The sequence below is a fragment of the Micromonospora sp. NPDC048040 genome, from assembly GCF_055587185.1.
The window spans coordinates 98,348-122,356 of record NZ_JBVJGT010000016.1 but is presented as its reverse complement, the minus strand read 5'-3'; the positions used below and the strand labels follow the sequence as shown (position 1 = coordinate 122,356).

Below are 24,009 nucleotides of genomic sequence, written 5' to 3'. Positions count from 1 at the left end.
TAACAGGACTCTCGACAAGCCCTATTTTCCCTGATCAGAAGGCACTTCTTCGTTTTCAGTCCACTCCTTGGACAGCCCTCAACGAAGGGCCGAGGCTAGGCATGCTGCTCGACCCGAAACCGGTCGCGGCCACCGGCAACTATCTCGGCTTCCGCTGGAACTTCAGCAGCGAGCAGGATCGGCAGGACTGGCTCAAGGCGCGTTCGGCGGACAGCACGATGCTGGGCAAGTCGGTCACCGCCAAGGTCGGCATCGCCACCAACGGCGTCTTCGCCGAAGCCGTCCTGGGTCGTGCCAACGCCGCCGAGAAGATCGACCTGACCCGCTTCTGGAACTGGAAGGACTCGCCGATCCCGATTCTGCCCACCGACATCGCGGCGGTCAGCACCGGCACCCGCAACCAGGAGGTGGACGTCAAGGTCGCCCAGCTCGGCGCGAGTGAGGCCAAGTTCCAGACGATCGCGGCCCTGCCCGACCCGGCCGCCACCCAGGCGGCGATGCAGGTCCTGTCCACCGCCAACCTGTTCAAGGACATCGCCGGCGCGGCCGAGATGAGTCAGATGCTCAGCAAGGGCATCGAGGCCGCAGCAAGCAACGACAAGGATGCCGGCGCTCGTGCCAACGAGGCCATGAAGACCGCCGCCGAACACCAGCAGAAGATGGCCACCATCGCCGTCGAAGCGGCGTCCAAGCTGGTCCCGGCCGGAAAGGCCGCGAGCAGCCTCAGCGCCCTCGGCGGAATGATGAACCAGGCCAGCAACGGCAACGGCTCAAACTCCGCCGACGATTCCGAGAAGTAGTAGCCGGAACCGCGGTGCCGGTCCAGCGCGTGCTGGACCGGCACCGCATCAGCCGAGCAGCCGCTCGCGAAGTGCGGCGGCCTTCTCGGGCGACCATCTTCTGAGGAAAACCTGAGGCCCGTCATTTCTGGCCCAGTGAGAGGACGCCGGTGACCTCACCGCATCCTCGGTCGCGAGACCCGTACGGTCCGGACCGTTCGGCAGCCTGACGTTTCGTCACGACGTCCTTCGTGAGTACCTCTTCGTACGGTGGCTCGCTCAGCTCGTCGAGTCGCCAGGGACCGTCTCACCGATTAGGAGCCGCCTGGCGCTCCCCCGCGATCCATGCCTGTATTTCAATTCGTTCCTCCTCGGTGAGGTCCATCTGCGCGTTCGCGGCCAACCGGAGGACGTTATCTGCGAAAGCGCCAGCCAACTCCGACGCAACAACACTGGCGGACCGCCAATCGACCCGCGCGTAATGAAAGCCCACCAGGACGAAATGCACGGCCTGGCGGGGTACGGCATGGCTCCACTGACCACAGGCGACACGGATCGCGCGTTCGGAATCGGCCTCGGTCCGGTCCTTATCGACCCGGCCCTCCTCTACGATTGCTTGGAACAACGCCGCGTAGGCCTGCGTGCTCAGCAGCGGGACGCCGACAACCCGGTGGACCCGCTCGGCGACCTCGGGAACATCGACCGGCGCGACCGGTTGGTGCCGGGTGGGGTCTCGTAGCCAGCCAGGCTGAGTCTCGTCCATCACCAAACGCTCGTCCTGGATTGAGACGATGAACTGCTTGAAGGTCCCGAGTCCAGCCCACCCCGTGGTGGCGACGGTGCCCACGGCCTTCCGAACGGCGTGAGCGGCGGTAGCCATGTCGATCGGCGCGGGAGATTCGCGGACGAGGTTGCGAACGACCTGCTCCATACGGGCCCGTAGAGCCATGTTGGATTGGCCGTCGGTGGTTGCCGGAATGGTACGGGAGCCCGTTGACGGCTGCGACGGGACTCGCAGCTGATAGGGCTCGTCATCCGCGGATCCGTCCACGCCGAGCGCCTCTTCGATGAACATCGTGTCCGGGATCGCAAAGTCACATGCGGCTTGGAGGGCCGCCGCTGTCGGACCGTTGACCAGCATCGCGGTGCGCCGGTCGTGTTCCCGTAGACGCAGCAGAACCGGTGTAAAGTCGGCGTCGGCCGAGAGGACGATGAACTCGTCGAACCGGGTAGGATGCGCAAGGGTATCCACAATATCGAGGACCATGTGGATGTCGGCGCTGTTCTTGCCCATCGCGGTTAAAGCGGGACAGTCGACGACCCGAAACCCGGCACGGGTGAAATAGGCGCGGTATTGCCGCGACGCCGCCGGGTCGAGGTAGCAGATCCTGCGCAGCAGCGCACGTGGGCCCTCATCCTCCTCCACCACCCGAAAGGGCCCGAGGTCCTGCTCCATCCATCGCACCCATCGTCCGGGGTCGGTGGCAAAGATGCGGGCAGCCTCCGGGCTGGAGTTACGCAATCCAATATGAACATTCTCGAAATCAACAAACAGGGCGGTACGCCGAAGCCGCGGGGCTGGCTGCTCATCCATGCCGTTCACGATTCCGCACTCTGAAGGGCTCGTCAACGTACCGAGGAAGCCGAAGTCGATTGGCGATCGTCGGATGCCTGGCCCCCTGGGCCGAGGTGGTATCGACTCGATGGGCCATCGCCGCCAGCACGGGTGAGCGCGTCGCGAAGGATGGCTGTTTCCTCGGCGCTGAGGGTCGGCACCGCTGGAGTGCCACTCAACCACCAGTTGCTTCCCGCACGGCAACTCGTGTGTCCGGACGGAGCGGCTGGCCTTCTGGCGATCGGCGGCCGAACAAACTCATCGATGATCTCGGCCTGGGCGAACCCGATCGAGGCCCACTTCGGGCCACTGCGGCAATCGCCAACTCCACCACCGCGACCACACCGTCCAGACCCGGGCCCTGCACGCCTACCTGCGCTGACGCAACGCCAACGCCCGTCACCCCGACGTCCTCGCCGCTCAACGCCGAGAACGCCCCCGAGTCGGCAGCGAACGCCAACACCGCTGGGCCGGCCTCACACCAAAGTCGCCTGACCGATCAGACCTGGTTGAACGTTCATGGATAGCACGCTAGCCGGCGCGTCCTGGCCGGTGCAGCCAGGGCGCGACCCTGGGTGCCGCCGCGATCAGGGCGACCGCGAGCGTCGTGATCACCACCTGCCCGATCCGGCCGGGCGTAGTCCCCGGCACGGTGTCCAGCACGTAGTTGGCGTACCCGTTCGCCGCCGCGTCGCTGGCAAGGACGACACAGCCAAGCAACAGCCCTTCGATCCGGCGCAGCGCTAGCAACAGCGCCGCGAGCGGATCGAACACGGCCAGCGAGGTGAAGTAGACCATCAGCCAGGTGGGAGTGGACGGGCTTGGGCCACCCGGCCGGACGCCGAGCAGGTCGCCCAGGTGGACGATCCCGCCGTAGGTGAGGAGGCAGACAGCGGCAATCACGACGAACCGAACCCACCGGGGCACACCGGCCCACCGCCGGAGCGATCTCCGTCTCGCCGCGCCCACCGGCCCCCCGTTCCCGTCGGACAGTGCCCCGCCCGCGCCGCAGCGATGCTAATGCGGTGCCAGGGACGGTCGCTGCCGGGTCCAGTCCACCACCCGCGGCGTTGGAGGCGCTCGTTGAACGCGTGGATCAGGTCCCGGACGTAGGCCTCGCTGGTCTTGAGCAGGTGGGCGATGTCCGGGGCCGGCTGCCCCTGGGCGGACATCAGCACCACGATCGCCGGGCGCAGCCTCACCGGGTCCTTCGCGGTCCGGGTGATCCGATCCGCTGCAACCGATAACCCCGGCCATCGACACCTGCCGAACGAACACTTCCGGCCGTCTGCCCACCGACCACCACCACCCACCGAGCGATCGGACACAGCCTGCCCGACGAGGTCTTTCGCCGTTCTGTGACGGGTGTTGCTTGCGCGTCCGGTATTGGCATGGTTCGGAGGTGAAGCCGGGCGGGCCGGACGGCCCGCCGCGGCTACATCCCCGCTAAGCCCCGGCCATCACGGTAAAGGTGAATCCGGCGCTCGTCGGACGGCGCAGCGGAATGTCACACTTGATCCGGCGCAGCACCTCGTTCCTGCTGAGGCCGAGCCCTTGCGCGATGAGCCGTTCCGGGCGCACCGGTACCGAATCCTCGAAGACGACCTTTACCCGGACCGGCCACGCCTCGTCGAGCCATGCCGACGGGGTGTCCAGCCGCCAGGCCCCCGTCCAGTCCAGGGTGAAACGGTTGCGCCAGGCGAGCAGCGGATCCAACAGCCTGGACGCCACCAGTTCCGGATCGTTGACACGGTAGCCGCGGAGTTCGGCCGGATCGAAGGATCTGACCGGCTTTCGCTCGTGCACGGTGAGTTTGCTCGTCCGATCGCAGGATGCGCAGCGGACCAGCAGCCACACGTCCAGCAGCTTGCCGTTGGCGTTGACGCGGAACCTGCCCGCGCCGGTGGTGGCCGACTCCGACCGGCAGTCCACGCACCGCATCGACAGCAGAGGCAGCCTGGTCCGACGAACGACCCAGGGCAGCACGGTATGGGGTTGTGAAGACATGATCTCTCTAGACCTGATCTCTCTAGACCTGACACGAGGCCGGTTACGCGCGGCCTCGAACGCTGCATGACCGGGCGCACAAGGGCAGCCCGGCAGAACCGACGGGAGCGTCGGCTACAGGTGAGCGGAAGAAGGTGTCAGGTCTAAAAAGCAGGCGGGGTCACGCGATCTGTCCTCTGTCCTCACTGTGACGGGCCGCAGGCAACCTAAGGGAACGCGGAAGGAAGGCTCAAACGGTTTTCCGACGTCGAGCAGCGTCGGCTGCTGCGCCAGTACACCACCTGGCACAGCAGGCCCTGGCCGCGTCGGCCCGCCGCTGCTGTCACCACTCGTCGCGTGAGCGGAACCGGGCCGGTCGCAGACCCGCGAGTTGCTCGGCCTCCACGCCGTCCACGATCTCGGAGGCGATGAGCCGCCCGGCGGTGGGGGCCAGGGTGACACCGGAATGCATCACGGCAATGTAGACCCCTCCCACGCCTGGGACGGGACCAATGATCGGCAGCTCATCCGCGGGCATGGGCCGCGTTCCGAGCCGCACGCTGACCAGGTTGACGTCCTGGACGTCGAAGGTGGCGGTGAGCCGGCACAACATCATCTCGCCCGCGCGCCGGAGGTCGTCTTGGTCGATCTCCCCGTCGTATCCGGCGGCAACCAGCAGATGACCGTCGGCCGCCTCACGCACCTCCAGGTGCGGGGTGGCGACCAGTGTGCGGACCAGCCCGGGTGGTGCGGTGAAGCGCATGAGCAGAGCCGGGGACGGCGCGACGGGCAGATCGAATCCGAGCGGCCCGCACAGCATGGGCGCGTCGACACCGGCGGTCACGACAACGGTGTCGGCGGGCAGGGAGCCGTTGGACGTCCGCACTCCCCTGACCTGACGGTCACGCAGATCCAGTGCGGTGACGGCGGAGTTGGCCATCAGCCGCGCACCGTGCTCCTGCGCTGCACGCACCAGTGCCTGTGTCGCGGCGACCGGGTCGACGGCGCCGTGACTCTCGGCGTGCAGAGCGCGCATCGGCCGGACCCTCAGGCGAGGCTCCAACAACCCGGCCTCCGTCGCGTCAACGACGTGCTCGCCAGGCGCGAGACAGCCGTCGTCAAGGTGTTCCTCGCCCCACATCAGGGCGCCTCGCCAGCGCACCCGCAGACCTGGTACCTCTTCCTCCAGACGCCGGTAGTCCTGCAGGACCCGACGCCGCAGGGCCGTGCCGGGATCCGGAACGTCTCCCCCTCGTGGGCCGCCGATCCAAGCGAAGGAGTCCGCAGTCACTCCGGATGCGGGCAGTGACTTGTCCAGCAGGGCAACCTCGGCTCCGGCCCGTGCGGCCTCGTACGCCACCGCGGCACCCACGATCCCGGCTCCCACGACCACGACCTGCACCAAGTGGCCTTCATCCTCTTCCGTCGACCCATAAGCCGGCTCTGGAACCGCGACATCCTCATCGGCATGACGTCTCATGCAAGACACGATGGTCGCACACGACCCGATGTCGGCCGCCTATCCGCGACGTCCTGTCATCGGCACGTCCGCCCGTCGACACCCGTCGGCCGGCTGCGCCCCACGACGCGGTGGTCTGCGGCAGATCCGGATACCTGGGCCGGCCGCTGGTAGCTCTGGGCCCGTGGCCTGCTCAGCGGGGCTGGGCGTCGTCTTGCAAGCCGGCCGCTCGGCGCCAGCGGGCGACTTCGGCTTCGTGCGATCCGGTAGCGGTCGCGGCCGCGACCGCTACCGGATCCGCTCCGCCGGTCAGCAAGGCCAGCGGCCAGGCTGGCACGCCCCCCGCGCCGTCGTAAGCGGCCCAGGTCCAGGGACCATCGAAGTGCCACGCACGGCCGTCGGCGTCGGCAACGTCGTCGCCGGTATCTACGAAGGCGTACGGCCGGAAGACCAGGTCGAGCGTGATCGGAACACCGCCGCTGGGCTCGATGCTTGTGCCCTGGAACTCCGCCGCCGCGTCCGGAGCCTCACCGGCGCGCAGGATGAGCAGGCTCAGGCTCGGGCGGGGCAGCCAGCCCGTATCCTGCGGCGGGTCGTACTCGTGAACATCGATGACGTGGATGATCCGTGCCGGGATACCGACTCGGCAGGTATCGCCGGGGGCGAGGCGCAGAGAGGGCGGGTCGGTCATGTACAGCTCGCCCGGATCGGCACGGCCCAGGGCCACCTCGCCGTTCCAGCGCACGCCCTCCGCGTCCGGGTCGATCTCCCACCACGGCCAGCGGACGCTGACGTGTGCCTCGTCGACGCCGGTGACGACTGTTGGCGTGAACGGGCAGAAGACACGCAGCACGTCTCCGACGCGGTAGGCCATGCGCGGCAGACTAACGCGCCATGCTCCGGGCAGAACGCCACTTGTGGAGGGGCCAGGGGCGGCCGTTCGCTGGCTGCTCGAACTGGTTCGCGCAACCGCACGAACGATCCCCGCCGTACCGCAGTCGATGCGCGCACTGTCCGCGGCACGTCCGCCCGCCGCCACCCGCCGGCCGGCTGCTCCACGACGCGGTCTGCGGCAGGTGGGGACGGCGGTGGTTTGGGTGGGTGGCCAGATGGGCCGTAGCGCTTCGCACCGGGCCGCGTGCAGCTCAGGGTCGGCCCCGGCCCGTTCCACGACGACATTTGTCCAAGACCGATGGCCGGCAGCCCATGCATCATCCCCTGCATGAGTGAGTACGACGTTGAGCACTCGCACGGGATGCACGTGGTCCGCGACGGTCCGCTGCAGGCGCCGCCGTTGTTGCTCATCCACGGATCGGGAGCCTCGGGCGCTTCCTGGAGCCCGATGGTCCCGACACTCGCCGCCCACCATCACGTCATCCGGGTCGACCTCCCAGGCTGTGGCCAGTCCCCGCCCGCGTTGTCATACGACGTGCCCGCGCAGGCGGGCCGGGTGGCGGCGCTGCTCGACGACCTCGGCCTTCGGCACGTCGCCGTGGTTGGGCACTCCAGCGGCGGCTACGTCGCCACCGCGCTTGCCGAACAGTGCCCCGACCTGGTGCGGTCGCTCGCCCTGATCAGCACCGGCCCGAGTCCCGAGGCGCTCCTCCCACAGCCGGCCATCCTTCGGGTCCTGTTGGGCCCGATTGTCGGCCCGGTCGTCTGGTCGAGGCGTTCGGACGCAATGATCGGCAAGGGGATCAGGGCTACGACCGCACGGCCGGTGGACATCCCGGACGACGCGATCGCCGATCTCAAGGGCATCACCTACCGCGTGTTCAGGACGGTGCTGCGCCGCAACACCGAGTACATCGCCGAACGGAGCGTGCCCGAGCGTCTCGCCGCCCTCGAGGTCCCTGTGCTGGTGATCTTCGGCGCCGCCGATCCCCGCTGGGACCCGTCGTCGGCGCACCAGTACGACGCGGTGCCGACCGCGCGGGTCGAGCTGCTGCCCGGCGTCGGGCACGTCCCCATGTTCGAAGCACCCGAGGCGACCAGCGAACTGCTGCTGGGCTTCACGGCAACACCAACCCCGCCCGCGCTCCCCCAGGCATAGACTGGTCACGTGCTGTCGACCGGGACATCACCCGACTGGGCGTCGGTGGAGGTTGCCGTGCCGCGCCTGTCAGGTCGGCTGCCGGGGATCAGCATGGCCGGATTCCGCCACCGGGTCCCCGCACCCGTGGACATCGCCATGGTCGCACACCCATCCGTAACCCTGCTCGTCGATCTGAGCGAGGGAGAAGGCCTCGTCTACGACACCCATGGCCGGCACGAGCGCGGTAGCGTCGTCATCGGGCTCGTCCCCGGCGATCTTCGGGCAACTGGCCGGGGGGTCGGCGAGTGCCTCCAGATCCGGCTGGAGCCGACCGTGGCGGCAGCGGTGCTCGGCGCATCGGCCGGATTCAGCGGGACAGTCGTATCCCTCGACGATGTCTGGGGCCACGACGCCGTGCGAGCCGAGCGCAGGCTGCGCGCCGCCACGTCGTGGGACGAACGGTTCACGATCGCGGTGGAAATCCTCGGCCGACGGCTGGGCGCCTGCCCACCGATCGATCCGGAAGTTGCCTACACCTGGCGACGGACGCTCACCAGCCGGGGGCGAGTGCGGGTCGATGGCCTGGCGGACGAGGTCGGCTGGAGCCGCAAGCGCCTGTGGTCCCGCTTCCGGTCGCAACTCGGCATCACACCCAAACGCGCCGCCCAACTGGTACGGTTCGACCACGCCGCCCACCTTCTCGCGGCGGGCCACGCCCCCGCCAGCGTCGCCACGGAGAGCGGCTACGTCGACCAGTCCCACCTTCACCGCGAGGTCAGGGCGTTTGCCGGGCTTACGCCCACGGCCGTGGCCGCCGCGCCGTGGCTCGCGATTGACGACGTTGCGTGGCCGGTTTCATCGCCAACCCGGAGCCCCCGGTGACGGGTGGCGAACACCTCCTCGAACATCGTTGAACAGCCTGCCTGCCACGATCCGGCTCCCGGCCACTGGGCATCGCCTGCGGGGTGTGGGGCGGGCCAGGGACCGTCGGCACTGCTGGTCGGTGCCGCGCTGTTGTTCGATGCGCGCCAATGCCACTGCCATCGCGGGGATCGCGACGATGATCGTCGGCACCACGCTGATCAAACCTCGGAGCCATCACTGGCGGATGACCCTCGTTAACGGACGTAGGAGGAGGACGCGATGCAGGCGATCCAGAAGGTCCGCCACCGACAGGCTGACGTCAACGGTCTGAAGGTGTTTTTCCGCGAGGCCGGGCGCCCCGGCCGGTCGACCGTTCTGCTGCTGCACGGGTTCCCGAGTTCGTCACACACATTCCGGGAGGTCATGCCCACGCTGGCGGACGTCGCGTACGTGATTGCGCCTGATCTTCCCGGCTTCGGCATGTCCTCGTCGCCAACCGTCGACAAGTACGACTACACCTTCGAGAACCTCTCACGGGCGATCGAGCACCTACTCGACCAGCTCGGGGTCGAGCGCTTCTTCGTCTACCTGCACGACTTCGGCGCACCGGTGGGTTACCACCTGGCCACCCGCGCCCCGAATCGCATCCTCGGCCTTGTTGTCCAGAGTGGCAACGCGCACGAGGACGGCCTCGGCGAGCAGTGGGACAGCGCCAAGGCGTACTGGGCCGACCCGACCGACGACAAGCGCGCCGAGTTGCCGGACTGGTTGAACTTCGCTGGCACCCGTGACCAGTACCTCGCCGGGCTGCCCGAGTACCTGCGCACGCTGCATCCTCCCGAGTCGTGGCACCTCGACTGGGAGCGCATGAGCCGACCCGGCAACATCGACGCGCAGTTCGCGCTGTTCAGCGACTACGCCAGCCACGTCGCCCGCTTCGATGAGATCGCCGAGTATCACCGGGCTCACCAGCCGCCGGCGCTCGTGCTGTGGGGACGGCACGACCCGTACTTCGACGTTGACGAGGTCCTCGCCTACCACCGCGCCCTCAAGCGCATGGACGCGCACATCTACGACGGCGGGCATCTCTTGTTGGAGACGCACGCGGCCGAGTGCGCCGAGCTCATGCGGGAGTTCGTGCTCGACAACGCTTGAGCTGATTCGCCGCTTGACGTGGGCGGCCTCGAATCAGATCTTGCTTCGGGCAGCGGCGGTGTCCAGGACACGCTCTCCCTGCCGGTCGGCGCGCGTGACGAGAGCGGCGTTCCGCTGATAGGTTCGTCCGCCAGCCAGCTGTAGCTCCCATGCCAAGATCGAACGCACTGTCATCGGCACGAGCGGGTGGCGCAGCCCGCCTGGCGACCGTATAGCGCCGGCTCGACGGCTACCGATGAGGATGCCGACCGCTCCCGCCGGGCGCTGATCTTGCAGGCGACACCTCGCACGACGGCTCGGCGCATAGGGAAGACTGGCGGGCATGGCTGACTTGGGCGATGCGAAGGCTGCGCTGCACCACTATCTGCAGGCGGCTCGCGAAGACCTGATCTGGAAGCTCGACGGGCTGAGCGAACGCGAGGCCAGACTGCCCCGCACCGCGACCGGCAACAACCTGCTGGGAGTCCTCAAGCATTGCCTCAACGTCGAAGCCGGCTACTTCGGTCCTACCTTCGGGCGCGAATTCCCGACGCCTGAGGAACTGGTTCCCATGCAGGCGTTCGAGGAGGACCCGCAGGCAGACTGGTACGCGCGGGAGGACGAGACGAAGGATGGGCTGGTCGACCTGTATCGCCGTGTCGGGGTGTTCGCGGATCAGACGATCGAACAGCTACCGCTCGACGCGCCGGGGCGGGTGTCATGGTGGCGGCCAGGTCGACAGGCCGTGACGCTGCAAAGGATCATCATCCACGTGACCGGCGACCTCGCTCGTCACGCCGGTCACGCCGACATCATGCGTGAGCAGCACGACACGGCGATCGGCCTGCGGCGGGAGAACACCAACATCCCTCACGACTATGACTGGCCGGCGTACGTCACCAAGCTGACGAAGCTGGCTGACCGCTTCGGATAGCAGCCCGGCCCCGTCGGTGCAGTCGGTGAGTTCAGCATCCGCTCCTCGGCAGGTGAGGACGCCACGGCTGGCGAGCGCGGCAAGGAGCGGACCACCAACCCATCCGCCACGACCGGACGTACGGCATCCGGTTCAGCCATGCACTGAGCCACGGCCAGGGTGCGGTCGCCGACCAGGTCCGGGAGACCAGCCAGCAGACCCTGCACGAACTCCTGGAACGTCGGTCCGACCCGTTCGGCCCCTGACCCGGCGCGGCCTCCCTGGGCGTCCCGCGCCGCGGGACCATCCGGTCAGTATCGATCAGATACGATATGTCGACCGGTCGGTCATGAGGGGAATGACGTATGGGTCGTCGACGGAGGATCACCTGGCGGTATCTCGCCGCCGCGCTGCTGGCGCTGACCATGGGCGCGGTCGTCCTGCCGGCGCCCGCGCAGGCGGTGGACTACCCCGGCGGGCGGCGCATCTACAGCGTCGCACTCGGGGCCATCCCCGCCGCCGGCGCGCCCGCCACCGATCCGGTCTGGGTCCGGCTGGCGACCTACTACTTCTTCGGCAACGGCACGGTGACCGAGAGCTTCTGGTACTGGAACCGGGCCACCGTCGTCGGGGCCGCCGGCACGGGCGTCCGGACGACCGGCTGCACCGGCCACGACTGCGAGGTGCGGACGGCCGCCGGGTTCCAGCCCGGTGGCGTCGTGAAGTCCCTGAGCGGCACGTACACCAACTCCGGTGACAGCATCACCATCACCTGGAGCGGGGGCGTCCAGGAAACCTGGGCGGTCAGCCAGCCCACCAGCGACCTGGCCCGGCTCGACTTCGTCGGCTCCAACTACGGGGTCACCGTCGGCTGGGGCTTCGGCAGTTCCGCCTCGAACGACGCGTACACGCCGGTCAGCAACATCCCGCTGACCCAGTACACCGGCCGGTACGCCGGCTACAGCGGTAGCACCGGTGCCGCCGGCCCCAGCGGGATGGACCTCCGGTCGTTCGCTCGATGCAACGGGAACTGCCTGAGCTGGCTCAGCCCCCCGACCGCCACCTGTTCGTCCTGCCCGAACGGCGCGACCTCCGCCCCGATCCGCTACTACCTCGCGGGAGCAGGCCGGCGGAACTTCTACGAGCACTGGTGCACCTGCCTGACGTCGAGCACCTGCTACACCGGTGGTTCGCACCGCAAGCCGCAACTCCAGGTGATCGGCGACACTGGGACGTTCCACGGGTGGGTCGGCGTGGAGGCGTCCAACTCGACGGCGAACACCGGCTACTTCGCGGTGCACTTCCACGTGAACGTCTGACCGGCCGGGGGCACCGCCCGGCTCAGGTCAGGGTGCGCCGGTCCAGGGGCTGCCAGGCGGTCACCGTACGCCTGCCGGGGAGCACCGGAGCGCGTCGCCCCGGCTGAACACCAGCCCCACCCTGTCGGCCACCGCCACGGTGCGCCGCCCGGGTGGGGTCGTACAGCCGCAGTTGCATGGCGACGCCGACGATGTCCTCCGGATCGGTGTGCAGGTAGCCGTTCAGGCGTTGTCGTGCGCGAGCGACGAGAACAGGTCGCGGTGCGCGCCGGCCTGGTCGAGCAGGGTCTTTCTGCTCCAGGGCAGCGACCGCGTCAGCGCCGGCCACCCAGCGCACCGGCGGCTCAGCGGAGCCGACGAGCTGAACCGCCGTGGGCCGGCGACGGTCTTTCGGTCATCGGAACTTTCTGACACCATCCGACAGAGGGATCGACGATTATCACCGTGGAGGTTCGGATGCGCTCCCGCCTGACGAGTTCCCTCAGCGTCGCCCTGCTGGCGACCGCCGCATTCCTGGTCCCGGCGTCGCCCGCCGCCGCCGCGCCGTCGTTCCGGACGCCGTTCCCGTGCAACCAGACGTGGTCCGGTCAGACCCGCACCACGCACAGCCCGCAGTACGCGATCGACTTCAACCGGACCAACGACCACGGCGATCCGGTCAAGGCCAGCGCCCCGGGCACGGTGGACGTGGTCGCCAACCTCGGTGACACCAGCTACGGCCGGTACGTGCGGATCAACCACGGCAACGGGTACACCACCTACTACGCCCACCTCAGCGGGTTCAACGTCTCAGTCGGCCAGTCCGTCGGCTACAGCACCACCATCGGGTACGTGGGCAACAGCGGCGGCTCCTCCGGATCCCACCTGCACTACGAACAGCGCCTGAACGGCAACGACATCAAGGTGCGCTTCAGCGGCAACCTGGCTCTCTACTTCGGCACGCGGAACTACACGCGTACCGCCGGCTGCTGATCCACCGATCGACTGCCCCGGTTCCGGGCACCGGCGACGGCCCTCCGGTTGGATCCGGCCGTCGCCGCTGGCCTGCATGGTCTCGCTGGCCCGCGCCTTGAGCGCGCCGGCGTCGTCACCTCCCAGCGCACCGGCCAACGCCGCATCCAAGCGCTCCGGCCCCACGCCCCCGTGAGAGCTGACGGCTGCGCTCAGCCGGCTCGCTGACACCGCACCGGCTTCCTTGGCCCGCAGGATGGTGGCGATACGGAACAGGTCGGCGTCGTCGTAGCGGCGCCGGTCGCCGCCGGAACGGCTCGGCGCGAGTAATCCCATCGACTCCCAGTGCCGAAGAACGTGCGTCGCGATCCCGAACCGGGCCGCCGCGTCGCCGATGCTCACTCCGACGGTTGACTTCATGTCGACATTAGGTAGCAGGCTAGCGGGCGTGTCAAACAATCTGACCTACAGGCGATGGTGGCGAGGCTCGACTCGGCCGACGACCTTTCCGCCCTGGTGGCGCTTCGACGGCGTTCGTACGATCTGTTACGCCTGCGGCCCGGCACCACGGTCGTGGACGTCGGGACCGGCACCGGCAGGGCGGTGGCGGAACTGCTCGGGTACGGCGTCCGGGCGATTGGCGTCGACACGGCCGAGGACATGATCGGCGTGGCACGTCGCCGGTACCCCCACGCCGATTTCCGCATGGCTTCCGCCTACCGGCTGCCGTTCCGGGACATGGACGTTACGGGCTACCGGGCTGACAAGGTATTCCACCAGTTGTCCAACCCGGTCGCCGCGATCAGTGAGGCCGTCAGGGTGCTCGCACCCGGTGGCCGGATCGTGCTTGCCGGACAGGACTGGGACACCGTGGCCATCGAGGGCGACGACACGACCTTGACCAGACGGATCGTGCAGGCTCGGGCCGATACGATCGCACATCCGACGATCGCCCGGACATACCACGAGCTGCTACGCGATGGCGGCTTCGGCGAGATCGAATCGGATACGCACAGCCTGGTCTTCACCGACACCCTCGCGGTCGAGATGCTGCACGGATTCGCCCACGCCGCCCGGAAAACCGGTGCGGTCACCCAAGCCGAATCCCGCACGTGGCTCGACGAACAGCGACGCCGCGCTCTCGACGGCCACCTCATGCTGACGGTGCCGCTGTTCATCGCCGCGGGCACAGCCGGACTGCGTGTTCTTGGTCGTTCACCGGGACTCTCGCGATGACCCGCCTCCACCTCGGCGGCACGCCGTGGCAAGTCGGCTCCCACACCACTCCCCCGGGACGTGACCCCGCTGCGCCGGACCCCGCTGCTGGGCTGTGCCAACACGCTGAGCGATCCCAGCAGGACGGTACGCTCGCCGCTGTGACCGACGCGCCAACACTCGGCAGCGCTGACGGGGCCCCCACCACAGCTCTGGTGGAACGTGTGCTGGCCGAGGCTGCTGAAGTGCTGATCATCGAGGCGCCTGTTGACGAGCTCGACCGGTCCGACGCTGCTCGGATCGTGGTATCGGGCACGGAGATTGCCGAGCTGGTTTCCCTGCTGGCTGTCGTTGACGGCGGCACGGGAGATCACTGTTTGCGTATGGGCTGGCCGACGACCGGAACCGATCCGATGAAATTCCGGATGCGCCATGGATACGGCGCCGAGCGAATGGCCTGACGCCGGTCGGCGCGCCGCCGGGCCTACAACCTGACCGACGAGCGCGGCTCCGTGCACTCAAGTCGTACTCGGCCGGACCGGGCGCAGGCTTGATCTGTTGTGGTGACACTGTGTGACGCGCGGATGGCGGCATGAGCGTTCGTTCATAGCTGGCGCTCGTTTGAGGTGACCCCATCGGCGGGACACCAGCATCTTCCTTGGGATCCCGCCGCACGTGGGCACCCAGGCGTTCCGTCAGCGGCATGGGCGTGACGGATCATTGAGCGGTGATGACGCCTGCCGCGCTACCGGCCGACCCCGGTGCGTTCTCGTTGGCCGTTCCGCCGCTGTTTGCCGCGCTGGCTCCGGCGCGGAGCATCCTCATCGCCGGAGCGGGCGGGGGGTTCGACGTGTACGCCGGCCTGCCCTTGGCATTCGCCCTGTGGCGCGGCGGCGCACAGGTGCACCTGGCCAGCCTGTCCTTCTCCGAACTCGAATTGATCGACCGGAACGCGTGGGTAGCGGAGCACGTCGCGGCGGTGCAGCCGGACACGACCAGCCCGGACTGGTACTTCCCCGAACGGACGCTCGCCCGGTGGCTGGCAGCTCAGAAGCTGCCGTCGACCGTGTACGCCTTTCCGCCGCTCGGTGTCCAGCCGTTACGGGCGGCGTACCGGCACCTGGTCGAACAACTCGACATCGATGCGGTGGTGCTGGTCGACGGCGGCACCGATGTCCTGCTGCGCGGCGACGAAACCGATCTCGGCACCCCGGTGGAGGACATCACCAGCCTGGCCGCCGTGGCCGCGCTGGACATGCCGGTCAAGCTGGTGACCAGTCTCGGCTTCGGCATCGACGCGTACGACGGCGTCAACCACGTCCAGGTGCTGGAGAACCTCGCCGCACTCGACCGCGACGGCGGCTACCTCGGCGCCCTGTCCATCCCCGGTTCCAGCCGGGAGGCCGCGCTGTACCGCGATGCCGTCGCCGACGCCCAGGCCGCCACCCCGGATCGGCCGAGCATCGTCCAAGGACAGATCGCCGCCGCCACCAGCGGCGCGTTCGGAGACATCCGGTTCACCCGGCGCACCGGCGGCGGCGACCTGTTCGTCAACCCGCTGATGGCGATCTACTTCACCGTCGACCTCGACAAACTCGCCGCCCGATGCCTGTACCTCGACCGCATCGAAAACACCATCGGCAGACGACAGGTCATCACACGCATCCAAGCGTTCCGCGACGAACTCCTCAACGCACGCATCCCCCGCGCGTTCCCCCACTGAACGGCCGGACGGCGGCAGAAGAGCGAGTCGCACTACATGGCGTCGGCTGATCCTGCTCCTCGAATTGAGGGTGCGGCTGGCATCGAGGAAGTTCACCGCCGGATCAGGTGCGGGCGGCTGGTTCGGCGGGCTTCGTGGTAGGGCTGTCGCTCGGCCCACCGTCGGCTGGCTCGGTCCGTACTGCGTCGGCGGCGCGGGCGGGGGCTACCGCCTGCAGTCGGCGAACGTCCCGGCTGGCCAGCATGCCGAGGACCGAGAGCACCACCGATGTCGCCAGGATCAGCAGCGTGTCGCGGGTGCCGATCGCCGCTGCGACCGGTCCGACCGCGATCTGGCCGAGTGGGATGGCGACCCAGGACCCCAACATGTCATAGGAGTAAACGCGGGCCAGACGGTCGGCCGGGATGTGCTGCGCCAACGACGTGTCCCAGGCCACCGCGAACTGTTCGACGGCGATCCCGACCGCCACTCCGGCCGACACCAGCACGACGACGGTGGGCGCCAGGGCCAGCCCCAACAGCAGAAACGACTCGGCGAACATGCAGGCCACCCCGAGCAGCAATAGCCGACGCACCCGAATCCGCAGGGCGATCAACCCGCCCACGACCATTCCGGCGGTTTCCGCCGCCAGCACCACGCCCCAGGCGCTACGGCCGATCGTCTCGTCCGCGACGGCCGGGCCGAGCACGTTCACGCCGCCGGCGAGGGCCGCGTTGAGGATCATGAAGCCCAGCACCACCACCCAGACCCAGGTCCGCGCGGTGAAAGCCGTCCAGCCCTCCCGGAGGTCGGCGACGATGCTCGTACGGGTGCTCTTCGCCGGCGAGGCAGCGACCCGGACTCCGGTAAACGCGAGAGCCGCGATAGCGAAGGTGAGCGCATCGATGGCGAGGCCCCACCCCGGCCCGACGGCGGCCACCAGGAGGCCACCGAGCGCAGCGCCGCCGATCATGCCCGTGTTGATGCCGAGCCGGATGAGCGCGTTGGCCGGTCGAATCAGCTCCGGCGGCACGGTCTGCGGCGTCGCGGCGGCCGAAGCTGGCTGGGACAGCGCGCTGACGATGCCGTTCGCCGCACCGAGCGCCAGCAACAGCGGGATCGTCGCCGTGCCGGTGAGCACCAGGGCAGCCACCGCCGCCTGGGTCAGTGCACCGAGCACATTGGATCCGACCAGCACCAGCCGGCGCGGAATCCGGTCGGCCACCACCCCACCGAAGAGCACGAACAGCACGGTCATCAGCGATCTCGCGCCGACCACCAGGCCCAGATCGCGCACCGAGCCGGTCAGATCGAGTACGGCGAAGGCCAGCGCGATGGGGGCGACGCCGTTGCCCAGCATGTTGACCAGCCGGCCAGCAGCGAGGTATCGGAAGGCGCCATACCGCAGCGGAGCCAGCATCGGTCCTCCATCCGGAACAGGACAACATCAGCGTGGAGCAGTTCGGGGACGCCAAGTCGTTCGGCCCCCACGGCGCCCGCGGCTGAGGTGTCCGAGCCCGCAGCGTCGAGCGCGGCGGTAGCTTACGCGCGGGTGACGCAAAGGACACTCGTAATGATCGGCTTTCAGTGCGCGTCGATTCTCTGAACCGGCGACCACCACGCGCGGCGTGGCACCGTTCGACCAGGCAGCAGGGAGTTCGGCATGCGACCGTCGGACACGGCATGCTGCTGCCGCCGACACTGGCGCGTTGGGCAACTCGCGTTCTGTCGGGTTCCGCCTCTGAACCGGCCCTGACCGGCGTGGCCGTCGCCGGTCAGGGCTTTCGTTCACGGCACGCTGTGCGGTTCGGTTACACCCGGCCGCAGAGAGCGTTCTGGATCAGCGTGTCGGCACCGCGCTGCTGCTTGAGGAGGCTGTCCAGCGAATCGCCGAGCGAGGCGGACATGGACACCACGGCGCTGCGCCGGCCGTCGTCGGTGACGCCGGTGACCGTGATGTAACCGCCGTCGCCGCCGTCGTGGCCCCAGTAGAAGCCGCCGCAGGGCAGCGGGCGGCTGACCAGGCCGAGCCCGTAGAGACCGCCCGGCCAGATCGCGTTGATGTCCTTGCTGACCTCGACCGTTCGCTTCATGTCGGCCAGTTGTGCGGGGCGCAGCAGCCGGCCGCCCAGCAGCGCGCGGAAGAACCGGTCGAGGTCGCGGGTGCTGGAGACCATCGAGTCCGGGTCCACTGGAACCTGCTCGGTGACGTCCACCAGCTCACCGGTCTCGAACAGTTGGTATGCCTGAGCGTGCGGCTGGGGTAGGAACGGCGAGGTCCCGGGCCAGGTGGTGTGGTGCAGCCCGAGCGGACCGACGATCCGGTCGGTGACCTCCTGTTGCAGAGAGCGGCCGGTGACCCGCTCGATGATCATGCCGACCAGGATGAAGCCGGTGTTGGAGTATGCCCAGCCCTCTCCGGGTTCGAAGTCCGGCCGGTGCTTCATCGCCCGCGCCACGAGTTGCTCGCGGGTGTACACGTCGTATCGCTGTTGGAGGTACTCCTCGGGCGTTGTGTAGCCGGGCAGGTCGTCGTGAATGCCGCTGGTGTTCTGCAGGAGGTGACGTACGGTGATCCGGCGGCCGTCGTTGGCGGTGCCGCGGACCACGCCGGGTAGCCACCGTTCGACGGTGTCGTCGAGAGACAGTCGGTGTTCCTCGACCAGTTGCAGGACGACGGTGGCTTCGAACGCCTTGCGGGTACTCGCGATCCGGAAGCGTCCGTTGGCTGGCACCGGGCGCCCGGTGGCACGGTCGGCGACGCCGCTGGTGGCGACGAGGTGCCGGCCGTCGGAGGTGGTCACCCGGGCTTGGACGCCGGTCACCCCGAGGGCGTGGATCGCGTCGGTGTCCCGTTGCAACCGGTCGCTGGCGTGGCCGGAACCGGTCACCGATCCTTCGGCCGAGTGCAGCCCGGTGACCGTGAACGTGAGGGCGACAAGTCCCGCCGCCGCACCCAGCGCGATCCGCCGCCGCGACAGTTTGCTGCTGTTCAATCTCATGCTGCCGACGTTAGGAGCCGCGTCGACGCGGACCGATACCTCGTACCACCGGATATGTGGTACAGCTGGCTGTAGTGCCGCAGGCGGCGGCCACCGGGCAGACTCGACGCCGTGTCGGGAACGCAAAGGGACGCTGCCCCCGAGGAGGGTACGCAGAAGAGGCATCCTGTGACGTCGGGTCGACGGTGGGTGCAGGCGTGGCGTGGCGGGTCCTACCTCCTGGGGTCACTGGCCACCGGGATCGCCACGCTGCTCGCACTGCCGCTGCTGTGCCATCCGAGGCTCGCGCGGCGTTGGGCGAATTGGCACCGTGACCGCGCCGGCCGGCTGCTCCGGACGCCGTTGGCACCGCGTCCTGCGCTGCGCACGACGGGACACCGCGCATGGGCCGACCCGGCCACACCCCGCGACCTGCTCTGGCTGCCGGTGAACGCAGTCACCGGGGTCGCACTCGGCCTGCTCACGCTGCTGTGCGTGGGCAACCTCCTGCCCGCCGCGGTCGCCACACCACTGTGGTGGGCGTTCGCGCCGGAGGATCGGCCCCGGCTGTTCATCGATATTGCGGTGACCGGCTGGGCGACAGCCCTCACCCTCGGTCCACTACAGATCATCCTGCTCACCGCGCTGGCGTACCTGGCCTTCCCGCCGATCGCTCGCGCACACGCCCGGATCTGCCTGGTAGTACTGTCGCACTCTACGGCCGAACAGCTCGCCGAGCGGGTCGCCGTGTTGACCCGCACGCGGGCAGACGTGCTCGACGCACACGGCGCAGAGCTGCGCCGGATCGAACGCGACCTGCACGACGGCACCCAGGCCCGGCTGGTGGCCATCGCGATGCGGCTGGCCGTGGCCCGGCAGACGTTATCCGACAACCCGCGAAACGAGCAGTTCCTGGAAGAACTTCTTCGGGACGCACACGAAGGAACCGAAGAGGCGATGACCGAACTCCGCGAGGTGATCCGAACCGTCTACCCGCCGATCCTCGCCGACCGCGGCCTCACCGGCGCACTGACCGCGGTGACAGCCCGCTGCGGCGTGCCGACCCAACTGGACACCGGCAACCTCGAGAAGGTACCGGCGGCCGTGGAGGCCGTCGTCTACTTCGCCGTCGCCGAGGCACTCACCAACGTCGCCAAGCACAGCCGGGCGACCACGGCCGGCGTACGGGTGAGCCGAACGGCAGACCGGCTGTCGGTGGTGATCACCGATAACGGCACCGGCGGCGCCGACGACCGGCTGGGCACCGGCCTTGCCGGGATCCGTCGCCGGGTGCTCGCGCTCGACGGCACCATCGACATCGACAGCCCGGCCGGCGGGCCGACGAGGATCACCATGGAGCTGCCGTGCGGGTGGTAATCGCCGAAGACAACGTCCTGCTGGCCACCGGACTGGAACTACTACTCAACAGCGTGGGGTTTGACATCGCCGCCATCGCGGGCGACGCGGCGGGCTTCCTCACCGCCGTGCGGGACCATCGGCCCGACGTCACCATCGTCGACGTCCGGCTGCCGCCGTCATTTCGCGACGAGGGTATCCGAGCCGCCCTGCAGGCCCGTCGAGAGCACCCTGGCCTACCGGTCCTGGTGCTGTCGCAGTACGTCGAGCAGCAGTATGCCGCCGAGCTACTCGCCACCACCGGCGGCGGGGTCGGCTACCTCCTCAAGGATCGCGTCAGCCGGGTGGATGAGTTCGTCGACGCGCTGCGCCGAGTGGCCGCCGGTGGCACCGCCATGGACACCGAAGTCATCACCCAACTCCTCGCCCACCGCAGGGACCCGATCGCCGTCCTCACCCCCCGCGAACGCGAGGTACTCGCGCTGATGGCCCAGGGGCACGACAACAACACCATCGCTGGCCGGCTTGTCATCACCGACAACGCCGTACACAAGCACATCGGCAACATCTTCAACAAGCTGGGCCTCGCCGTCACCGACAGCGGCCACCGCCGCGTCCTCGCCGTTCTCACCTACCTCAACGGCGCGGGCCAGATCAGCGGCGACTGAGCACACCGGTGGCTCCGGGACCGGCGTGACGGGTGGCGGCATCCGCTTCGACGTGCAGGTACAGCAGCCGCCCGTAGGCGCTCGGTGCGGACAACTTCCAGGCCAGCCGGTCCGGCGTGCCCGCGGCCGGGGCGATGTGGCCCCTGGTCGATCCGGCGACCAGACAGCACGGGCCGAGGTGCGTTGATCGGCGTGGCTACGTGGTGATTGCGTGGTACCGCTGCGCCAATGCCTGGCAGGCTGCCCGCAGCTCTGGGGGTTCGACCTCGCTGATATCGGCGTCGAAGGTGGCGAGCAGCCCAGCGATCCCGGCCCACGACCAGGCTCCGAGTGTTATCCGGCTGTGGGTGTGTGTCAGGTATTCGATGACCGAGCCACCCGGGGCCCAGCGAGCGACGACGTCGGCGGGCAGGGCCATTACCACGCTGCCGAGGCACTGCCACTTGGCGGGGGTGTCGCCTCTGTCGTGGCTGGTCATCACGTACCGGGCGATATCAGGCTCGGGGGGTTGGCGGCGGACGAAGGGGATGCCGGTTGGTGAGTGGACGTGAATTCGATCGGCGCGGTAGATGCTCCACGTGACCTCGGTGGGGTTGTGAGCCACGAGGTACCAGCGCCCTGCCCACACGACGAGGTGGTGAGGCTCGACTGTGAGCGGAGGAACGAAGTCGGGGTCGTGTGGGTGGAGGCGCCGGTGGTCGGGGGTGAGGTACTCGAACCGCAGCAGGTGGCTCTTGCGAACGGCGGAGCCAATGGCTTTGAGGGTGTCCGATGCGATGGGCGGTGCGGGGAACTCCCAGGAGTTCCGAATGGCCGTCAGGTGCATTGCCTCGGCTTTCGCGCGAACGTGCGCGGGCATCACCTGCTTGATGCTGTTGAGCGCACGCGCAAGGGCATCATCGATTCCGGCGACTGTGCTCGGGGCGGTTTGCAGAGCGACGGTTACGGCGACAGCCTGCTCGTCATCGAGGAGTATCGGAGGGAGTCTGCTTCCGGAGCCGAGTTCATATCCGCCCTCGGGACCTTTGATGGCGTGTACGGGGTAGCCGAGTTCACGCAGGGTCTCGACGTCTCGACGCAGGGTGCGGGTGCTGATGTGCAGCGTGTCGGCAAGGTCAGGCCCTGACCAGGACCGACGGGCGCCAAGCAGCGACAGCAGTTTGAGGAGTCGTGCGGACGTCGCAGCCATGTCTCCATTTTGCCTTCGATAGCGGACATCATGTGTCCGCCACCGGTGCCAGGGTTTGGCCATGACCACACGGCACGTCTCACAGACGGCGGCGGCGAGAGAACCAGCCGCCGACTCCACCACAGGTTCCGCGACCATGCTCGTGGCTGGTCGATCCGCGGCCATCGCCCTCTCCGTCGTGTTGATCGCCTCCTTCATGGATCTCTTGGACGCCACGATCGTTACGGTCGCGGCCCCAGCCATCGAGGCCGAACTCAACGCCACCCCGGCCCAGTTGCAATGGATGCTTGCTGGTTACGTCCTCGCGCTCGGTTCAGGTCTCATCACCGGAGGACGAATCGGTGATGACTACGGGCGCCGGCGGGTGTTCCTGTCCAGTCTCGCGGTCTTCGCCGTTGCCTCCGCACTCTGCGCATCGGCGACGAGTCCGGAGGTGCTGATCGCCACCAGGGTCATGCAGGGTCTTGCCGGCGGCCTGATGGTTCCTCAGGTGTTCGGGATCATCAGGTCCTCGTTCGACCCGGTTGCGATGGCGAAGGCGTTTGGCGCGTACGGTGCCGTCCAGGGCCTGGCCGCAGTAGCCGGACCGCTGCTGGGCGGGTTCTTGGTCGACGCGGACCTGTTCGGTCTGGGCTGGCGGGCCATCTTCTGGGTCAACGTACCCGTCGCCGCCGTCGCACTCGTCATGGGTTGGCGGGTGCTGCCGGAGTCCCGGAGCCGGCACCGGGCCTCGCTGGACGTCGTCGGCGTAGTGCTGTCGATACTGGCGGTGCTCCTGGTCCTGTTGCCGCTGGTCCAGGGCCGTGACTGGGGTTGGCCCTGGTGGGGTTTCGTCCTGATGGGCGCGGGGTTCCTGGCGCTTGCTGGTTTCGGTCTCTACGAGCGTACGGTCGCCCGTCGCGGCGATCAGCCCGTGCTGGACCCGGCGCTGCTCGGTGTCCGCACGTTCACTGCCGGGCTGTTGGCGTCGGTGTTCTTCTTCGGCGCGATCGGGGCGTTCTTCCTGACGTTCTCCATCTACCTGCAAGCCGGTACCGGACGAAGCGCCTGGTCGACCGGGCTGGTTATTCTGCCCTACGCCATCGGGTCCATTCTCACCTCCGGTGTCGGTGTCACCCTCGCCGCGAAGGCCGGTCGAGTCCTCCTCGTGAGCGGGTCACTGGCATTGGCCGCATCGCAGGCCCTGCTGTGGTTCGTTGTCCGCGACGGTCAGCACCCCGGTTACTGGAGCCTTGCTGCCGCCCTGTTCGTCGGAGGTCTCGGCCTGGGGTTGGCCGCGCCCATCCTGGTCAACGTCGTCCTCGCCGGCGTGCCCCGCAGGGACGCCGGCGCGGCCGGGGGTGTGCTGTCCACGGTCAACCAGGTCGGTGGTGCCGCTGGGATCGCCGTCCTGGGGACCGTCTTCTTCGCCGCCCTGGACAGGTCCCTCGGCGACTCGCCGCCGCTGCACGCGTTCAGCAGCGCCTTCGAGATGGTCCTCCTGGTCGAGGTCGCGCTCTACGTGGTCGCCGCTGGGCTCATGCTCCTGCTGCCCAAGACGTCCGCTCCCGCCAGCAACGCAGAGCGAGCGCCCGCTCGGGCATCCGCATAGGTGACCCGACGTCCTCTTTGGCTTTCCTTAGGCGCCCAGCCCTCCTGGTTGTAGTGACCATGAGCGTTGTTCGCGGCGTGGCGGCTTGATACGAGATGAGACCTCCGGCGAGGTGTGGGTGCTGACGCCCACCACCGGACCGGAGGTCTCATGGCCCACGGAAACGCCCGGGTGTCCTGCCGTACTCCACGCCACCGCGGCAGCATCCACGACCGTCGTCGATTCATCGAACATCAGGTGCTGCTCCCTGAT

At 68.5% G+C, this 24,009-nt stretch carries 21 protein-coding genes and 2 pseudogenes; 14 read left to right on the top strand and 9 right to left on the bottom strand.

Features of this window, described 5'->3' with window-relative positions; genetic code table 11:
• Positions 1-101 precede the first annotated feature (101 nt).
• Positions 102-800, top strand: a complete 699-nt coding sequence (locus tag ACZ6O2_RS18150) for a hypothetical protein (protein ID WP_466023614.1) — start codon at positions 102-104, stop codon at positions 798-800.
• A 286-nt stretch (positions 801-1,086) separates the two neighbouring features.
• On the opposite strand, the gene ACZ6O2_RS18145 is transcribed toward ACZ6O2_RS18150, so the two are convergent.
• Entirely contained in the window at positions 1,087-2,373 is a 1,287-nt protein-coding gene (locus tag ACZ6O2_RS18145) for an NYN domain-containing protein (protein WP_466023618.1), read from the bottom strand.
• A 291-nt stretch (positions 2,374-2,664) separates the two neighbouring features.
• Between ACZ6O2_RS18145 and ACZ6O2_RS18140 the strand changes: the two are divergent.
• Positions 2,665-2,889, top strand: a pseudogene (locus ACZ6O2_RS18140) (hypothetical protein); the annotation flags it as partial.
• A 36-nt stretch (positions 2,890-2,925) separates the two neighbouring features.
• Here ACZ6O2_RS18140 and ACZ6O2_RS18135 read toward each other — a convergent pair.
• From ACZ6O2_RS18135 to ACZ6O2_RS18120, 4 genes are all read right to left on the bottom strand, one after another.
• Positions 2,926-3,297, bottom strand: coding sequence for a hypothetical protein (locus tag ACZ6O2_RS18135; RefSeq protein ID WP_466023613.1), 372 nt, complete (start codon positions 3,295-3,297; stop codon positions 2,926-2,928).
• 543 nt (positions 3,298-3,840) lie between these two features.
• A complete protein-coding gene (locus ACZ6O2_RS18130) occupies positions 3,841-4,380 on the bottom strand; it encodes a DUF1062 domain-containing protein (protein ID WP_466023612.1) in 540 nt (179 codons plus the stop codon).
• Between the two features lie 343 nt (positions 4,381-4,723).
• Positions 4,724-5,860 (bottom strand): NAD(P)/FAD-dependent oxidoreductase, encoded by a 1,137-nt coding sequence (locus tag ACZ6O2_RS18125; RefSeq protein ID WP_466023611.1) that lies wholly within the window; start codon positions 5,858-5,860, stop codon positions 4,724-4,726.
• Positions 5,861-6,032: 172 nt separating this feature from the next.
• Positions 6,033-6,713: a hypothetical protein gene (locus ACZ6O2_RS18120; protein WP_466023610.1), complete on the bottom strand. Its 681-nt coding sequence runs from the start codon at positions 6,711-6,713 to the stop codon at positions 6,033-6,035.
• A gap of 318 nt (positions 6,714-7,031) precedes the next feature.
• On the opposite strand from ACZ6O2_RS18120, the gene ACZ6O2_RS18115 reads away from it, so the two are divergent.
• The 6 genes from ACZ6O2_RS18115 (at position 7,032) to ACZ6O2_RS18090 (ending at position 13,076) form a co-directional block, all read left to right on the top strand.
• A complete protein-coding gene (locus tag ACZ6O2_RS18115; RefSeq protein WP_466023609.1) occupies positions 7,032-7,892 on the top strand; it encodes an alpha/beta fold hydrolase in 861 nt (286 codons plus the stop codon).
• A 9-nt stretch (positions 7,893-7,901) separates the two neighbouring features.
• On the top strand, positions 7,902-8,756 hold the full coding sequence (locus ACZ6O2_RS18110; protein ID WP_466023608.1) for a helix-turn-helix domain-containing protein: 855 nt from the start codon (positions 7,902-7,904) through the stop codon (positions 8,754-8,756).
• A gap of 261 nt (positions 8,757-9,017) precedes the next feature.
• Positions 9,018-9,893, top strand: a complete 876-nt coding sequence (locus ACZ6O2_RS18105) for an alpha/beta fold hydrolase (protein ID WP_466023607.1) — start codon at positions 9,018-9,020, stop codon at positions 9,891-9,893.
• Between the two features lie 322 nt (positions 9,894-10,215).
• Positions 10,216-10,806, top strand: a complete 591-nt coding sequence (locus ACZ6O2_RS18100; protein WP_466023606.1) for a DinB family protein — start codon at positions 10,216-10,218, stop codon at positions 10,804-10,806.
• Between the two features lie 344 nt (positions 10,807-11,150).
• Positions 11,151-12,104: a hypothetical protein gene (locus tag ACZ6O2_RS18095; RefSeq protein WP_350705159.1), complete on the top strand. Its 954-nt coding sequence runs from the start codon at positions 11,151-11,153 to the stop codon at positions 12,102-12,104.
• A gap of 444 nt (positions 12,105-12,548) precedes the next feature.
• Positions 12,549-13,076, top strand: a complete 528-nt coding sequence (locus ACZ6O2_RS18090) for a M23 family metallopeptidase (protein WP_466023605.1) — start codon at positions 12,549-12,551, stop codon at positions 13,074-13,076.
• A 225-nt stretch (positions 13,077-13,301) separates the two neighbouring features.
• Here ACZ6O2_RS18090 and ACZ6O2_RS18085 read toward each other — a convergent pair.
• Positions 13,302-13,475 (bottom strand): annotated as a pseudogene (locus tag ACZ6O2_RS18085) (MerR family transcriptional regulator); the annotation flags it as partial.
• A 54-nt stretch (positions 13,476-13,529) separates the two neighbouring features.
• Here ACZ6O2_RS18085 and ACZ6O2_RS18080 point away from each other — a divergent pair.
• From ACZ6O2_RS18080 to ACZ6O2_RS18070, 3 genes are all read left to right on the top strand, one after another.
• A complete protein-coding gene (locus ACZ6O2_RS18080; RefSeq protein WP_466023604.1) occupies positions 13,530-14,291 on the top strand; it encodes a methyltransferase domain-containing protein in 762 nt (253 codons plus the stop codon).
• Positions 14,292-14,431: 140 nt separating this feature from the next.
• Entirely contained in the window at positions 14,432-14,731 is a 300-nt protein-coding gene (locus ACZ6O2_RS18075) for a hypothetical protein (protein WP_466023603.1), read from the top strand.
• 269 nt (positions 14,732-15,000) lie between these two features.
• Positions 15,001-15,993 carry a DUF1152 domain-containing protein gene (locus tag ACZ6O2_RS18070; RefSeq protein WP_350712759.1) on the top strand — a complete coding sequence of 331 codons (993 nt, stop codon included), beginning with the start codon at positions 15,001-15,003 and terminating at the stop codon, positions 15,991-15,993.
• 103 nt (positions 15,994-16,096) lie between these two features.
• On the opposite strand, the gene ACZ6O2_RS18065 is transcribed toward ACZ6O2_RS18070, so the two are convergent.
• Complete coding sequence (locus tag ACZ6O2_RS18065) at positions 16,097-17,392, bottom strand: MFS transporter (RefSeq protein WP_466023602.1); 1,296 nt, start codon at positions 17,390-17,392, stop codon at positions 16,097-16,099.
• A gap of 391 nt (positions 17,393-17,783) precedes the next feature.
• A complete protein-coding gene (locus ACZ6O2_RS18060; protein WP_466023601.1) occupies positions 17,784-18,974 on the bottom strand; it encodes a serine hydrolase domain-containing protein in 1,191 nt (396 codons plus the stop codon).
• Positions 18,975-19,142: 168 nt separating this feature from the next.
• Between ACZ6O2_RS18060 and ACZ6O2_RS18055 the strand changes: the two genes are divergently transcribed.
• Positions 19,143-20,330 carry a sensor histidine kinase gene (locus tag ACZ6O2_RS18055; protein ID WP_466023600.1) on the top strand — a complete coding sequence of 396 codons (1,188 nt, stop codon included), beginning with the start codon at positions 19,143-19,145 and terminating at the stop codon, positions 20,328-20,330.
• Complete coding sequence (locus ACZ6O2_RS18050) at positions 20,318-20,977, top strand: LuxR C-terminal-related transcriptional regulator (RefSeq protein ID WP_466023599.1); 660 nt, start codon at positions 20,318-20,320, stop codon at positions 20,975-20,977. Before ACZ6O2_RS18055 ends, ACZ6O2_RS18050 begins: the two co-directional genes overlap by 13 nt.
• 196 nt (positions 20,978-21,173) lie before the next feature.
• Here ACZ6O2_RS18050 and ACZ6O2_RS18045 read toward each other — a convergent pair whose 3' ends face one another.
• Positions 21,174-22,166: a helix-turn-helix transcriptional regulator gene (locus ACZ6O2_RS18045; RefSeq protein ID WP_466023598.1), complete on the bottom strand. Its 993-nt coding sequence runs from the start codon at positions 22,164-22,166 to the stop codon at positions 21,174-21,176.
• Between the two features lie 61 nt (positions 22,167-22,227).
• On the opposite strand from ACZ6O2_RS18045, the gene ACZ6O2_RS18040 reads away from it, so the two are divergent.
• Positions 22,228-23,757, top strand: coding sequence for an MFS transporter (locus ACZ6O2_RS18040; protein ID WP_466023597.1), 1,530 nt, complete (start codon positions 22,228-22,230; stop codon positions 23,755-23,757).
• Positions 23,758-24,009: the final 252 nt, after the last annotated feature.

What these genes read in the sequence shown, in the direction of transcription:
- ACZ6O2_RS18150 (WP_466023614.1), top strand. Translation starts at nt 102, where the DNA reads ATGCTGCTCGACCCGAAACCGGTCGCGGCCACCGGCAACTATCTCGGC.
- ACZ6O2_RS18145 (WP_466023618.1), bottom strand. Translation starts at nt 2,373, where the DNA reads ATGGATGAGCAGCCAGCCCCGCGGCTTCGGCGTACCGCCCTGTTTGTT.
- ACZ6O2_RS18125 (WP_466023611.1), bottom strand. Translation starts at nt 5,860, where the DNA reads ATGAGACGTCATGCCGATGAGGATGTCGCGGTTCCAGAGCCGGCTTAT.
- ACZ6O2_RS18120 (WP_466023610.1), bottom strand. Translation starts at nt 6,713, where the DNA reads ATGGCCTACCGCGTCGGAGACGTGCTGCGTGTCTTCTGCCCGTTCACG.
- ACZ6O2_RS18115 (WP_466023609.1), top strand. Translation starts at nt 7,032, where the DNA reads ATGGCCGGCAGCCCATGCATCATCCCCTGCATGAGTGAGTACGACGTT.
- ACZ6O2_RS18105 (WP_466023607.1), top strand. Translation starts at nt 9,018, where the DNA reads ATGCAGGCGATCCAGAAGGTCCGCCACCGACAGGCTGACGTCAACGGT.
- ACZ6O2_RS18100 (WP_466023606.1), top strand. Translation starts at nt 10,216, where the DNA reads ATGGCTGACTTGGGCGATGCGAAGGCTGCGCTGCACCACTATCTGCAG.
- ACZ6O2_RS18095 (WP_350705159.1), top strand. Translation starts at nt 11,151, where the DNA reads ATGGGTCGTCGACGGAGGATCACCTGGCGGTATCTCGCCGCCGCGCTG.
- ACZ6O2_RS18080 (WP_466023604.1), top strand. Translation starts at nt 13,530, where the DNA reads ATGGTGGCGAGGCTCGACTCGGCCGACGACCTTTCCGCCCTGGTGGCG.
- ACZ6O2_RS18070 (WP_350712759.1), top strand. Translation starts at nt 15,001, where the DNA reads ATGACGCCTGCCGCGCTACCGGCCGACCCCGGTGCGTTCTCGTTGGCC.
- ACZ6O2_RS18065 (WP_466023602.1), bottom strand. Translation starts at nt 17,392, where the DNA reads ATGCTGGCTCCGCTGCGGTATGGCGCCTTCCGATACCTCGCTGCTGGC.
- ACZ6O2_RS18060 (WP_466023601.1), bottom strand. Translation starts at nt 18,974, where the DNA reads ATGAGATTGAACAGCAGCAAACTGTCGCGGCGGCGGATCGCGCTGGGT.
- ACZ6O2_RS18045 (WP_466023598.1), bottom strand. Translation starts at nt 22,166, where the DNA reads ATGGCTGCGACGTCCGCACGACTCCTCAAACTGCTGTCGCTGCTTGGC.
- ACZ6O2_RS18040 (WP_466023597.1), top strand. Translation starts at nt 22,228, where the DNA reads ATGACCACACGGCACGTCTCACAGACGGCGGCGGCGAGAGAACCAGCC.